This window comes from Streptomyces sp. NPDC046909, from assembly GCF_040644695.1.
Lineage (GTDB): Bacteria > Actinomycetota > Actinomycetes > Streptomycetales > Streptomycetaceae > Streptomyces.
The window spans coordinates 238,325-252,118 of sequence record NZ_JBEYXC010000018.1; the positions used below are offsets into that span (position 1 = coordinate 238,325).

The 13,794-nt window shown below is 71.9% G+C and carries 11 protein-coding genes and 2 pseudogenes; 9 read left to right on the plus strand and 4 right to left on the minus strand.

Going from position 1 to position 13,794, the window contains the following annotated elements:
• Window positions 1-112 precede the first annotated feature (112 nt).
• The 6 genes and pseudogenes from ABZ928_RS43075 (at window position 113) to ABZ928_RS43100 (ending at window position 7,245) form a co-directional block, all read left to right on the plus strand.
• Window positions 113-622, plus strand: a complete 510-nt coding sequence (locus tag ABZ928_RS43075) for a hydrogenase maturation protease (RefSeq protein WP_361531882.1) — start codon at window positions 113-115, stop codon at window positions 620-622.
• Window positions 619-2,891: pseudogene (gene hypF / locus ABZ928_RS43080) on the plus strand (carbamoyltransferase HypF). The gene ABZ928_RS43075 and the pseudogene hypF overlap by 4 nt, the downstream one beginning before the upstream one ends.
• Window positions 2,892-2,897: 6 nt before the next feature.
• A complete protein-coding gene (locus ABZ928_RS43085; protein WP_361531885.1) occupies window positions 2,898-3,155 on the plus strand; it encodes a HypC/HybG/HupF family hydrogenase formation chaperone in 258 nt (85 codons plus the stop codon).
• Between the two features lie 115 nt (window positions 3,156-3,270).
• Window positions 3,271-5,967, plus strand: coding sequence for a bifunctional GNAT family N-acetyltransferase/acetate--CoA ligase family protein (locus ABZ928_RS43090; protein ID WP_361531888.1), 2,697 nt, complete (start codon window positions 3,271-3,273; stop codon window positions 5,965-5,967).
• 19 nt (window positions 5,968-5,986) lie between these two features.
• Entirely contained in the window at window positions 5,987-6,718 is a 732-nt protein-coding gene (locus ABZ928_RS43095) for a CBS domain-containing protein (RefSeq protein ID WP_361531891.1), read from the plus strand.
• 13 nt (window positions 6,719-6,731) lie between these two features.
• Window positions 6,732-7,245 (plus strand): annotated as a pseudogene (locus tag ABZ928_RS43100) (flavodoxin domain-containing protein).
• A 123-nt stretch (window positions 7,246-7,368) separates the two neighbouring features.
• Here the strand turns inward: ABZ928_RS43100 and ABZ928_RS43105 are convergent.
• Window positions 7,369-8,187: a hypothetical protein gene (locus ABZ928_RS43105; RefSeq protein ID WP_361531894.1), complete on the minus strand. Its 819-nt coding sequence runs from the start codon at window positions 8,185-8,187 to the stop codon at window positions 7,369-7,371.
• A gap of 619 nt (window positions 8,188-8,806) precedes the next feature.
• Between ABZ928_RS43105 and ABZ928_RS43110 the strand changes: the two genes are divergently transcribed.
• A complete protein-coding gene (locus ABZ928_RS43110; protein WP_361531897.1) occupies window positions 8,807-9,670 on the plus strand; it encodes a universal stress protein in 864 nt (287 codons plus the stop codon).
• A gap of 432 nt (window positions 9,671-10,102) precedes the next feature.
• Here the strand turns inward: ABZ928_RS43110 and ABZ928_RS43115 are convergent, their stop codons facing one another.
• Entirely contained in the window at window positions 10,103-10,402 is a 300-nt protein-coding gene (locus ABZ928_RS43115; protein ID WP_361531900.1) for a DUF1876 domain-containing protein, read from the minus strand.
• Between the two features lie 219 nt (window positions 10,403-10,621).
• On the opposite strand from ABZ928_RS43115, the gene ABZ928_RS43120 reads away from it, so the two are divergent.
• On the plus strand, window positions 10,622-11,647 hold the full coding sequence (locus tag ABZ928_RS43120) for a 6-phosphofructokinase (protein WP_361531903.1): 1,026 nt from the start codon (window positions 10,622-10,624) through the stop codon (window positions 11,645-11,647).
• Between the two features lie 332 nt (window positions 11,648-11,979).
• A complete protein-coding gene (locus ABZ928_RS43125) occupies window positions 11,980-13,032 on the plus strand; it encodes a class I fructose-bisphosphate aldolase (protein ID WP_361531906.1) in 1,053 nt (350 codons plus the stop codon).
• Here ABZ928_RS43125 and ABZ928_RS43130 read toward each other — a convergent pair.
• Both ABZ928_RS43130 and ABZ928_RS43135 read right to left on the minus strand, forming a co-directional pair.
• The gene (locus ABZ928_RS43130) at window positions 13,019-13,366 is read right to left on the minus strand and encodes a hypothetical protein (protein WP_361531909.1); all 348 of its coding nucleotides are present in this window, start codon (window positions 13,364-13,366) and stop codon (window positions 13,019-13,021) included. The genes ABZ928_RS43125 and ABZ928_RS43130 overlap by 14 nt on opposite strands.
• A gap of 19 nt (window positions 13,367-13,385) precedes the next feature.
• Window positions 13,386-13,652 carry a hypothetical protein gene (locus ABZ928_RS43135; protein ID WP_361531912.1) on the minus strand — a complete coding sequence of 89 codons (267 nt, stop codon included), beginning with the start codon at window positions 13,650-13,652 and terminating at the stop codon, window positions 13,386-13,388.
• Between the last annotated feature and the right edge of the window lie 142 nt (window positions 13,653-13,794).

Below are 13,794 nucleotides of genomic sequence, written 5' to 3' on the forward strand. Positions count from 1 at the left end.
GGCCCACACACCCTTGCCCTAGAAGTCAAGTTCGGGCCGGGTCGCATCGGCCCCCGGGATGGGGCCGTTCGGCCCTGTGAGCCGACGCGGGCCGGGGCGCACGGTGACGGGTATGAGGACGCGTGCGCGGGTCGCCCTCGTCGGCGTCGGGAACGAGTTCCGGCGGGACGACGGTGTGGGATGGGCGGTCGTCGCCAGGGTGCGGGAGAAGGCCGCGGGCCGACCCCTGCCCTCCGGCACCGTGCTCGCCACGTGCGACGGCGACCCCGCACGGCTGATCGCTCTCTGGGAGGGCGCCGACCTCGCCGTGGTCGTGGACGCGGCACACGCGCACCCCGGACATCCGGGCCGGATCCACCGCATCGAGCTTGACGCCGGCCGCCTCGACCCGCCGCGGACGACCAGCTCGCACGGGCTCGGCCTGGGCGAGGCCGTCGAACTCGCCCGCGTCCTGGGGCGGTTGCCGCAACGTCTCGTCGTCTACGCCGTGGAAGGCGCCGACAGTTCCCTGGGCACCGGGCTCTCGCCCGCCGTCGCGGCCACCGTGGAGCCGCTGGCCGCCTCGATCGCGGAGGAGCTCCTCCACCACCGCGACGCGCCACGGCCCGGAGGTGAGCGATGAGCGTACGGCGCTTCCAGGTGTACGGCACCGTGCAGGGAGTCGGCTTCCGGCCCTTCGTGTACCGCACGGCACGCGCCCTCGGCCTGGACGGCTGGGTGGCCAACGTCAACGGGCACGTGGAAGGCGAGGTGGCGGGCGAGCTGCGCGCCATCGGCGAGTTCGCCACCCGCCTCCGCGTCGAGGCCCCGGTCCTGGCCCAGGTCCGCGAGGTCCGGGTGAGTTCCGGGCGGGAAACCGTGGGCAAGGGGTTCCACGTCTGGCACAGCGCGCCTGGTCACGCGGGCACGGGGTCCCGCGAGATCCCGCCCGATGCGGCCATCTGCGAGGCCTGTCTGCGGGAGCTGTACGACCCGGCCGACCGGCGGCACCGCTATCCGTTCGTCAACTGCACCGACTGCGGCCCGCGCGCCACGATCATCGAGGATCTGCCCTACGACCGCGTCCGCACGACCATGCGCCGCTTCCCGCTGTGCGCGGCGTGCGCGGCCGAGTACGCCGACCCCGCCGACCGTCGCTTCCACGCCGAGCCCGTCGCCTGCCCCGACTGCGGGCCCCGGCTCGCGTGGGACGACCTGCGCGGTGAGGACGCGCTGCGGGCGGCGGCCAAGACCGTCGCCGACGGCGGCATCGTCGCTCTGAAGGGGCTCGGCGGCTACCAGCTGGTGTGCGACGCCACCGACTCCGAGGCCGTGGCCGAGCTTCGGCGCCGAAAGCGCCGCCCGGCGAAACCGTTCGCGGTCATGGTGGCGGACATCGACGCAGCGGCCCGCCTGGTGCGCGTCAGCAGCACGGAACTCGCGACGCTCACCTCGCCGGCCCGTCCCGTCGTGCTGCTGTCGCCAGGCCGACGGCACGGCGTCGCGCCCGAGGTCGCCCCGGGCGCTCCGCGTCTCGGCCTCTTCCTGCCCACCACCGGTCTGCACCACCTCCTGCTCGACGAGTCGGCCCGCCCCCTCGTGGTCACCAGCGGCAACCTCAGCGACGAGCCGATCGCCATCGAGGACGCCGACGCCCACAGCGCTCTGGCCGACGTCGCCGACGGCTTCCTCACCCACGACCGGCCGATCCGTGCCCGCTACGACGACTCGGTGCTCCAGATCACCGGCCGGACGCGGATCACCGTCCGCCGAGCGCGCGGGCTCGCCCCCCTCCCCTGCCGGTGCCCGACGCGCCACCGGTCGCCGGGGCGGGCGCCCAGCTCAAGCACACCTTCACGCTCGCCGCCGAGGGCAGAGCCCATCTCGGGGCGCACACCGGCGACTTGGCGGACATGGCGACGTACGACGCGTTCCGAAGGTCGTACGACGATCTCAGGCGGCTCCTCGGCATCGAACCGGCCGTGCTGGCGCACGATCTGCACCCCGGCTACCTGTCCACCCAGTGGGCCCAGGAGCAGCCGCTGCGCCTGATCCCGGTGCAGCACCACCACGCGCACGTGGCCGCGGTTGCGGCCGAACACGGGGTGCGCGGCCCCTTCCTGGGCGTCGCCTACGACGGGCTGGGCCTGGGGGACGACGGCACGATGTGGGGCGGCGAGATCCTCGTCGCCGATCTGAGCGGCTACCGCCGCGTGGGCAGGTTCGCGACCGCGCCCCTGCCCGGCGGCGACGCGGCGGTACGCCATCCCTCCCGCACCGCACTCGGCCACCTGCTGGACGCCGAACCGCTGGGCTCACCACGCCCCTACCCCTGGCTCACCCGGCAGTTCACCGACCGCCTCGACCCGGCGGAGGCTGCCGCCGTGCGCGCGATGGTGGCCCGGCGCGTCAACTGCCCGCGCGCGTCCAGTGCGGGCCGCCTGTTCGATACGGTCGCCGCGCTGCTCGGGCTGGCGGACGCCGTCACCTACGAGGGCGAGGCGGCCGTCCTCCTGGAGGCCACGGCGGGCACCGCGCACGCCGTGCCGCTGGCCCACCGGATCACGCGGGCGGACGGCCTGTGGGTGTACGACTCCACGCCCACCCTGGCCGACCTGCTGCTGCGGCGGCTGGACGGAGAGCCCGTGCCGAGCCTGGCGGCCGCCTTCCACCTCACGCTCGCGGCCGTCACCGCCGACCTCGTGGCCCGTGCCGTGGCGGACGGCGCGCCGCACACGGTGTGTCTGGGCGGCGGCTGCTTCGTCAACAGTCGGCTGTTGACCGAAGTGAGACGGCGGCTGCGCGCCCAGGGCCTCAGGGTGTTGGTGGGCGGCGAGGTCCCGGTCGGGGACGGCGGCATCAGCTACGGCCAGGCGGCCATCGCAGCCGCACGGCTCGCGAAGGAAGGATGAGCGCCCATGTGCCTCGGCATTCCCGGACAGGTCCTGGAGGTCCACGACGACGCCGGACTGCGCATGGCCACGGTCGACTTCGGCGGCGTACGGCGCGAGGTCTGCCTCGACTACACGCCCGGCGCGGACGTCGGAACGTACGTCATCGTGCACGTCGGCTTCGCGATCACCGAGGTCGACGAGGCGGAGGCGCACAGGACGCTCGACGTACTGCGGGCCATGGCGGACGCCGTCGAGACGGAGTTGGGCGAGCCCCTGCCCTGAGGACCGCGCGTTCCCTGGACCGTCCGGCCCCCTTCCCATACCCGTCCGGCCCATCGGAACGCGACCCGCCGAGCAGGACGCTGAGAGTGCCAACCGGACGACCGAAGGGCACCTGATGACCACCCTCCCCGCATCCGGCGACCGGGTGCACGCCCTGCTCGCCGACGGCACGACCGTGTGCGTACGGCCCGCACGGCCCGACGACCACGACGCCCTGCTGCGGCTGTACACCGAGATGTCGGACGAGAACCTGCGCCTGCGGTTCTTCGCGGTCAGCCGGCGCTCCGCCGAGCAGGCCGCCGCCCGCGTCACCAAGCCCACCGACTCCGGCTACCGCGCGCTGGTCGCCGAGCACGGCGGCCTGCTCATCGGCATCGCCGAGTACGAGAAGACACCCCAGCAGGGCGCCGACACCGCCGAGATCGCACTCGCCGTCGACGACACCTGGCACCACCGCGGGGTGGGCACCCTGCTCCTTGAGTACCTGATCTCCGCCGCCCGCGCCCACGGTGTCAAGGCCTTCGCGGCCGACGCGCTCGCCGACAACCACGAGATGCTCAAGGTCTTCGCCGACCTGGGACTGCGCACCGCGCGCCACTTCGAGGGCCCGGAGATCCACTGCACCATCCCGCTGGACGACACCGACGACTACCGGACGTGCGTCGAAGGACGTGGGCAGGCCGCGGACGTGGCGAGTCTGACCCCGCTGCTGCGGCCGAAGTCCGTGGTGGTCGTCGGAGCTGGGCGCAAGCCAGGGTCCGTCGGCCGGGCCGTGCTGCGCAATCTGTCCACCGGCAGGTTCACGGGCCGACTGTTCGCGGTGAACCCGGCCGTCTCGTCGATCCTGGGCGTGCACACCTACCCGACCGTCGGCGCACTGCCAGAGGTGCCCGACCTCGCGGTGATCGCCGTCCCGGCGCCGGAGGTCCCGCAGGTGGCCGAGGAGTGCGGAAAGTTCGGCGTGCGCGCCCTGCTGGTGGTCTCCGCCGGCCTCGACGCCGAGCACGCCTCGGCGCTTCTCGCGGCCTGCCGCGGCCACGACATGCGGATGGTCGGACCCAACTGCCTGGGCCTGGCGAACACCGAGGAGGCCGTGCGTCTGGACGCCACGTTCGCCGCCGCCCACCCCGAACCCGGCACCGCCGGGGTCGCCGTGCAGTCCGGCGGGGTCGGTATCGCCCTGCTCGGCGGGCTCGATCGGCTCGGCATCGGCGTCTCCAGCTTCGTCTCGCTCGGCGACAAGTACGACGTGAGCGGCAACGACCTGCTGCAGTGGTGGGAGTCCGACGGCCGCACCGACCTGGCGCTGCTGCACCTGGAGTCCTTCGGCAGCCCGCGCGCCTTCTCGCGTACGGCCCGCCGAGTCACCCGGCGCATGCCGATCCTGACCGTCGACGCGGGCCGCACCGACGCGGGCCGACGCGCCGCCGCCTCGCACACCGCGGCCGCCGCCACCACGACCATGACCCGGCGCGCGCTGTTCACCCAGGCCGGCATCACCGCCACCCGCACCATCCCCGAACTCCTGGAAACGGCAGCCCTGTTGCACACCCAGCCGCTGCCCACGGGCCGTCGCGTCGCCGTGGTGACCAACGCGGGCGGCGCCGGCGTCCTCACCGCCGACGCCTGCGCGGAGGCCGGACTGAGCCTGTTGGAGCTCCCGCCCGGCCTCGTCGACGACCTGCTCGCCGTCCTGCCCCCGGGCGCCAGCGCCGGCAACCCGGTCGACGCCACCGCCGCCGTCTCCGAGGAGCAGCTGCGCGCCTGCGTGAACCGGCTCGCCGCCCACGACGCCGTCGACGCGGTGCTGGTCGCGCTGGTCCCCACCGCGGTCGCCGCCGCCACCGGCGACGTACTGATCCGATCCCTCACCCACGCCCCTGACCGACCGTCAGGCACCATCGCAGCGGTCCTGCTCGACCAGGATTCGCCCGTACGACTGCTCCCGTCGGACGGCGGGCACGTGCCCTCCTACGCCGACCCGCAGTCGGCGGCACGCGCCCTGGCCCATGCCGCCGACCGGGCCGCCTGGCTGGCCCGACCGCCCGGCACCGTCCCCGACCTCGCCGACGTCGACACGCCACGTGCCCAAGCGGTCGTCGCCGCCTACCTGGAACGCGACCCGGAGGGCGGCTGGCTCGACCCGCGCACCTGCGCCGAGCTCCTCGGCTGCTACGGGATCCCCCAACTCCCCTGGGCCTGGGCGGAGTCCGAGGACGAGGCGGTACTCGCCGCCGACCGGCTGAAGGGGCCCGACGGACAGGTCGTCCTCAAGGCGCACTGGCCGGGCCTGCTCCACAAGACGCCCCAGCACGCCGTCCACCTCGACCTGCGCGGCGACGCCCAGGTCCGTGCCGCCTACCGGGACTTCGACGCCCGTTTCGGCCACCTGATGACCGGCGCGCTGGTCCAGCCGCTCGCCCCGCGCGGCATCGAGCTGTTCGCCGGCGTGGTCCAGGACGAGGTGTTCGGCCCGCTGGTGCTCTTCGGCCTCGGCGGTACGGCCACGGAAGTGCTCGCCGACCACGCCGGACGCCTCGCCCCGCTCACCGACCACGACGTGCACGACCTCATCACCGCGCCGCGCTGCGCCCCGCTGCTCTTCGGCAGCGACGGCACCGGCCCGGTGGACCTGGCAGGGCTGGAGCAGCTGCTGCTGCGCCTGTCCCGGATGGCGGCCGATCTGCCGCAGCTCGCGGAAGCCGACCTCAACCCGGTCCTCGCCCGGCCTGACCGTGTCACGGCCCTCGACGCCCGGATCCGGCTGCTGCCGCGCCGGGCCCACGACCCCTATCTGCGCAGGCTCCGCTGAGAAAGGCTGGAGGACGACGATGAAGCACAGCAAGGTCGGCTCGGTGATGACGAGCGACGTCGTACGCGCCACGTACGGCACCCCGTTCAAGGAGGTGGCCCGGCTGCTCGCCGAGCACCGCATCAGCGGACTGCCGGTGGTGGACGAGGACGAGAAGGTGATCGGAGTGATCTCCGAGACGGACCTGATGGTCCGCCAGGCGGAGACCCCCGACCCGTACGAGCCCGAACACCGCTTCCACTGGCCCCGGTTGACACCAAGTGCCCGCGCCCGCCGCACCAAGGCCCGCGCCCGGACCGCCGGACAGCTGATGTCCCACCCCGCTGTCACGGTCCCGGCCGACGCGACCATCGTCGAGGCGGCCCGCACCATGGCACACCGGGGCGTGGAACGGCTGCCCGTCCTGGACGCGGAGGAACGCCTGGTCGGCATCGTCACCCGCCGCGACCTGCTCCAGGTCTTCCTGCGCCCCGACGCGGAGATCCGCGCCACCGTCATGGACGAGGTCCTGCAGCGGGCCCTGTGGCTGCCACCGCAGACCGTCGACGTGGATGTCCACCAGGGTGTCGTGACGCTCACCGGGCAGATGGAGCGGCGCAGCGAGACCACCATGGCCGTGCACATGTGCCGTCAGATGGACGGCGTGGTCGCGGTCGTCGACAAGCTCACCTTCCGCTTCGACGACTCCAAGCTGCGGCCCTACGACGAAGGCCTGCACGGGGTCCCTGAAGACTGGCTGCGCAGGATGTGAGGAGGTGTCGGCCATGACGGAGACGGTCCTTGTCGCCTACGGATCCAAGTACGGCTCCACCGCCGAGATCGCGCAGCGCATCGGCGAGATCCTGACCAAGGAGGGCCTGACGGCCGACGTCCGCCCCGCGGCGAACGTCGACGACCTCGCCCCGTACGACGCGGTCGTGCTCGGCAGCGGTCTGTACGCGAACCGCTGCCGCCGCGACGCCCGGCGCTTCGCCCGCCACCACCGCAAGGCACTGTCCGACCGGCCGGTGTGGCTGTTCAGCAGCGGACCACTCGACGCCTCCGCATCCGAGCGGGACATCCCGCCGACGCCTGGCGTCCAGCGCCTCGCCGACCGCATCGCGGCACGCGGTCACATCACCTTCGGCGGACGCCTGGAAGGGGACGGACGCCAAGGGACGGATGGCCCGGATGATCGTCAACTCCGGCAAGGGCGGCGACTTCCGCGACTTCGAACAGATCGCCGCGTGGGCGACGGAGATGGCCCAGGAGCTGGCGGGCAAGCCGCAAGGGCGCTGACCGACCTCCCGGCCCGACGCCAAGTGCTGCTTGCCGTTCGGCCGGGTGGCAAAGACCACTCAGACAAAAATGAAGGTGGCTGTCGTGAGCCCCAGACCCCGACGCCCACGGTCTCCGCCTACCTCAACGTCGTATGAACTCGATGTCGTCCAGACAGAAGCCGACGCCTCCTCGTGGATTCTCTTCCAGGCTCGCGGACCATCCGAAGGCTCCGACAATTCGCCGCATGGCGGGTCCGCCGGGCAGGTCGATCGTGTACTGACGCCAGTCCTTGGTCAGACGGACATCAGTCTGATGCTTTTTCAGGGTGTCGCCGTGGCGTCCGGTGATTCCGCCTGTGAAGAAGTGGATCGTCTCTCCGCCGTGGTCTCCCCGGGCGTAGAAGACCAGTCGGTTGTAGCCGCGCAGGTCCTTGCCTCCGGGCTCGTCTCCCCAGTTGCCCGACGGGGTCTGCCAGTAGGTTCCGGCCCAGTGCACGCCGGCGTCTCTCTGCGGCCAGTAACCCACATGGGTCGCGGACTTGCCGGCGTGGGGATTCCTCAGCCAGCACTCGTCGGTGTCGAGCGCCCAGGTGTCGCCCATGGCACCGGAAGGCACATAGTCGGTGTTCTGCTGCCACTCCGTGTAGATGGAGTACGTCCGTTCGTCCTTCGAGAACCATGTGGGGTTCTTCGCCGTACGGCGGGGCGGTAGCGCTCCGGCCGGGGCCAGGAGGCTGGACGACAGACCGGGCTTCGGCGTGCGGTTCGACGCCATGACGCCCCAGTGGGAACCGACCCCACCCTCGGACTTGAACATCTCGTCCGGACCCAGCGACGCCCCCGCGCTCACTCTGAGGCCCTTCCGCTGCGCGTAGGCCGCGGCGTCGTCCATGCCGTTGAGCGCGGAGTACGTGCGCACCGCGTTCGCGTTCCCGGCAATGATGTCAACGTCCTCGAACATCTCCACCTGGCCGGGAAACACCTTCAGACTCGGGCTCTGGCAGGAGCAACGCCCATGACCTGTGGATCGGCCTCGGGCTGGGTGCGAGGGGCACACCTTCCCCAGCGATCGACTTCTGGCCATCGAGGAGGCCGACGCTGCACCGCCGGCCGGGAAAGCCTGCCCCGTGCCGAGCGTCGTGAATGCCGAAGGAGCGACCGAGACCACAATCCCCCACCGCCGTTCCGCCTGTGACCAGTGAGCGCGGGCGAGCGGCCCGTGCCACGCAGCCGCCTCGTCATCCCCATAGCGCGGTTCTGCTCCACATGGTCCGCACGGCTGTCAAGAGCGGTCATGGCGGCATCCGATCGAAGATGCTGGTGCTCGGGCAACGGACTTACGACCTCACCGGCGTCCCTCAAGAACAAGAGGCCGGCACAAAGGTCAGGTCCCCCGGCGACCACGGAATCACTGTCGTCTCCCACACCCCGCCCACCACCCCTTCCGTGGCAAGGGACCGTTCGGCCCCAGGCGGGAGCCGGGAAGCCCTCGCGCCACCGCTCGCACGCACGCCAGTGTGGGGGAACATCCGTCCCGGTCCCTGGCCCCCGGACCACCGCCCGATCGGAGGTATCCGGCCATGCCCCGCCCTGTCACCGCCGGAATCGACGGCAGCGCCGCCAGCCTCGCTGCCGCCGCCTGGGCCGCCCGCGAGGCCGAACTCCGCAATGCCCCACTGCACCTGCTCGCCGTCTGGTCCTACGCGGACGGCGTCTCCCCCGACGCGCCGGAGGCGGCCGCGAGTCGCCACTGGGCCGTACGCTCCCTCGACCTGGCCCTGGACCGGCTGCGCTGCCGCCACCCCCGGCTGGACCTCCACGCCCAACTGCTCAAAGCCCCACCGCACGAGGCCCTGCTGACCGCCGGCGCCGTAGCGGAACTCCTGGTGCTCGGCTCCCGCGGGCTGGGCGGCACTTCCGCCCTTCTGCTGGGCTCCACCGGCGCCCGGACCGCCGCGCACGCCGACTTCCCCGTCGCCCTCGTCCGCCCGACGCCCCACCCCTGCGACCTGCCGGACGGCCCGGTCCTGCTCGCCCTCGACGCCGAGGACCGCACTCCGAACGACGTCATCGCCTTCGCCTTCGAGGAGGCGGCGATGCGCCAGGTGCCGCTACGCGCCCTGCTCGCCTGGCTGCCGCCCGGGCGCCTGCCCACCTATCCGGTCACGCCCTGGCATCACAGCCACTCACCCCACGCCCGCCGCGCCGAGGCCCGGCTCACCGAGACTCTGCTGCCCTGGCGACAGAAGTTCCCCGACGTACGCGTCGAAGAGGTCTGCCTGGAGGACGTCCCCGCCGGCGCCGTGGCCGCCGCCACCCGCCACGCCGCCCTCGCCGTGCTCGGTCACCGTATACAGCCCGGCGCCGACCCTCAGCTGGGAGCCGTCGCCCACTCGGCCATCCGCCACGCACCGTGCCCGGTGGCCCTGGTCCCGCATGCGTGAAGCAGAGATCGCCCGCAGATACGTGTACAGGCGGCCTCCGGACCGCGCCATCCCTTCCCTGAACGCTCGGATACGCGGCCACCACAGCGTCGTCGTACAGCAACCGCCCCTTCTCCACGCCGAAGCGGCGCCTGTAGCCGACGTGGACGGCGGGCGGAGCGGCCCGTCTTCAGGGTGCTCCGGAACGTCAAGCGGCTGCTCGTGGTGTACCGGTCGGACCGGTACACGGGTGTCCTCAGCCGAGAAGACCTGTTACGGATCGGTCGAGGCGGACGGCCCGATTCCCGTCATCGAACACCCATGCCGCAGCGTCGACGGCATGGTCACGGTCCACGCACACATCGGGTACCGCATCGCGCCCCCTTCTCGGGCGGCTCCCGCCGCGAGGTCAGCGACGCACGGCCGCGCTCCGCGGGACCTGTCCCGCAGAGCTCAAGCCGACCCCATGGCCCAGCCGACGGCCGGCGGACCTTCCCGTCCGGCCACGGACGGGTCCATGGCCACGACATCGCGCTCGGCGGTGTCCAACAGCTGGCGGCCGAGGTCGTGCAGCGCCCGGCCGGCGGCGAGTTCGTCGCCGATCTCCGGCACGTCGGTGTCCCCGGGCTTGCAGTGCGCCGCCCCGTGGCCGGTGAGCGGGGTTGTACCGGTGTCCAGCACCGCCCGTGCCTTCGTCGTCCCCTCCTCCTCGAAGAGGTAGAGGCGCACCTTCCATTCCGTCGTGTGCGACATCGTTTCCCTCCTCCGCGTCCTGGTGCCGGCCGCAGCGGCTGACGCCGATGCGACATCCCCGTTCCATGGTCGCCCCGGGCCAGGGCGTGGTCATGGGGCCGAAGGTCCCAGGTGAGAGGTCCTGAAGCAGGTCGCCCACAAGGCTGCCGACGCTCATGATGGAAGGAGAGCCACCTGATCCTCGCTCCGTGCGGAGAAGAGCAGAGAAGGGAGGCAGCCATGAAGATCGCAGTGCTGACCGGCGGCGGCGACTGCCCCGGCCTGAACGCCGTGATCCGCAGTGTCGTCCGCAAGGGTGTCCACGACTACGGCTACGAGTTCCTCGGCCTGCGGGACGGCTGGCTCGGCGCCCTGCAGGACAACGTGGTGCCGCTGGACACCTCCAGCGTGCGGGGCATCCTGCCCCGCGGCGGAACCATTCTCGGCTCCTCGCGCACCAACCCGTTCAAGCACGAGGACGGTGTACGGCGCATCCGGGACACCCTCGCCGCCCACCAGATCGACGCGCTCATCGTGATCGGCGGCGAGGACACGCTCGGCGCGGCCACCGAACTCAGCCGCCAGGGCATCAACCTGGTCGGCGTGCCCAAGACGATCGACAACGACGTGCCCGGCACCGACTACACCTTCGGCTTCGACACGGCCGTCAGCATCGCGACCGAGGCCATCGACCGTCTGCACACCACCGCCGAGTCGCACATGCGGACCCTGGTGGTGGAGGTGATGGGCCGGCACTCCGGCTGGATCGCCCTGCACGCCGGTGTCGCCGGCGGCGCCAACGTGATCCTCGTCCCGGAGCGGCCGTTCGACGTCGATCAGGTCTGCGACTGGGTGAAGAGCCGCTTCAAGATCAACTACGCGCCCATCGTCGTCGCGGCCGAGGGAGCCGTGCCCATGGAGGGCCAGATGATCCTCAAGGACAGGTCGCTGGACGAGTACGGCCATGTGCACCTGTCCGGCATCGGCGAATGGCTGGCCCAGGAGATCGCGGCGCGCACCGGCACCGACGCGCGCACCACGGTCCTCGGCTACGTCCAGCGCGGCGGCACCCCGACCGCCTTCGACCGCTGGCTGGCGACACGCTTCGGACTGCACGCCGTCGACGCGGTCAAGGACGGCGCCTTCGGCACGATGGTGGCCCTGCATGGCACCGAGATCGTCCGTGTCCCTCTCGATGGCGCCCGGGGAAGGACCAAGGTGGTGGATCCGTCGCTGTACGACGAGTTCGCGGTGTTCTTCGGCTGACCGGCCCTTTCGGGTATCGGCGGGTGTGCGTACGACCACCAGGCGGCGACAGCTGTGCCGCAAGTGAGGCGACGGCGCGGCCCGCAACACCGAGATGGCCGCCGTCGGCAGCCACGGGTACGGCGCCCTCACCGAGGACCAAGTCGTCGTCCCCCTGAGGGCCGTTCGACCTCCGTGAGGGGCCCGACAGGCTCTGCCGAGCGAGCGCGCCGCACCGCATGCTGGGCAGAGAACCCGTGAGGCGGCCGTACGAACCTCCGGGCCGCCACGCACGGTTCGCAGACGACACGCCTCCCGCCGACAGCATTCCGGGTGACAGGAGAGGTGAACCGATGACCGACATCCAAGCCCTGCTGGGCGACGACGCGAAGGACCTGCTGACCCACACCGCCCAGGGGATCTCCGGGGAGGACCTGGTGCTGCCCGGCCCTGACTTCGTCGACCGGGTCGTGGCCGCGACCGACCGCTCTCCCCAGGTGCTGCGCAATCTGCAGTCCCTGTTCGACCACGGCCGACTGGCCGGCACCGGGTACGTGTCGATCCTGCCGGTCGACCAGGGCATCGAGCACTCCGCGGCGTCCGCGTTCGCCCCGAACCCCCGCTACCTCGACCCCAGGAACATCGTCGAACTCGCCGTCGAGGGCGGCTGCAACGCGGTCGCCAGCACGCTCGGCGTACTCGGAGCCGTGTCGCGGCGCTACGCGCACCGGATCCCGTTCGTCGTGAAGCTCAACCACAACGAGCTGCTGACCTACCCCAACCACTACGACCAGATCATGTTCGGCGACGTCCAGCAGTGCTTCGACCTCGGCGCCGCCGGGGTCGGCGCCACGATCTACTTCGGCTCGGAGCAGTCGGACCGCCAACTGCGGGAGGTCAGCGAGCTGTTCGCAAGGGCCCACCAACTGGGCATGTTCACTGTGCTGTGGTGCTACCTGCGCAACCCGGCGTTCCAGCACGTCGGCGTGGACTACGCGGTCTCCGCCGACCTCACCGGACAGGCCAACCACCTCGGCGTGACCATCGAGGCCGACATCGTCAAGCAGAAGCAACCGGAGAACAACGGCGGTTACCGCGCGCTCGACTTCGGGAAGACCGACCAGCGCGTGTACGGCACGCTCGTCACCGACCACCCGATCGACCTCACCCGCTGGCAGGTGGCCAACTGCTACATGGGCCGCGTCGGTCTGATCAACAGCGGCGGCGCCTCGGCCGGACAGGGCGACCTCGCACAGGCCGTCCGGACAGCGGTGATCAACAAGCGGGCGGGCGGCACCGGCCTCATCACCGGCCGCAAAGCCTTCCAGCGTCCCACCGGCGAAGGCGTCGCACTCCTCCACGCCGTCCAGGACGTCTACCTCGACGACAGCGTCACGATCGCCTGACGGAACGCGGCCGGACACCCGGGCCGACGCTTGAGGCACAGGGTCGGTGACGAGGTGCAGCGCAGCAGCCGGTGGCCGCGACGTTGGAGCCCAAGCGGGTGGCGAAGTCGACGTCGTCGGCCTCGTAGGCGACCACGACTCCGGAAGAGCCATTCCGTCGGGCGTGGGAGACCAGGGCGGCACCGTCGTGGGTGCGGATGGCTATGTCGCCGTCGTCGAAGACATGGTTGACCCCGGGGAGCAGGGTCTGGAACCCGTACGCCGGCGCCTTGAAGCACGGGTAGTTCTTCCCGCGCGGCGGCGGGGTGGCCGACCATCCGAACCCGGTCGGCACGACGCCCCGGCTGCGGGGCTCAGGTGCTGGTGGCGGAGGGCAGGACGGGCCAGCCGGAGTGGCGGGCGTGGGCGGTCAGGACGGGGTCGGCGCCGATGACCGAGGGACCGCCCACGGAACGGAGCAGGGGGAGGGTGTCGGCGCGGCCGCCGTAGCCGAAGCGCCGGTGCAGGTCGGCACCGTGCTCGGTGGCGATGGTGCGGGCGGCGCGGGACTTGGCGGCGGTGATGGGGCTCTCTGAAAATCCCCGCGGACGCTCATCTTCCCCAGCCCGTTGCCGATTCAACGAAGGAGCCTCAAGCCCTTCACGCCGCTCGCCGACTGGCGGGGGGTCGATCCGGCCGGTGGCCGGGTTCGGTCGTCAGGTGTCCTGGGAGGCGGGGAAGACCTCGTCGACGGCGCGGCGGAGGGTTTCGCGGACGGCCTTG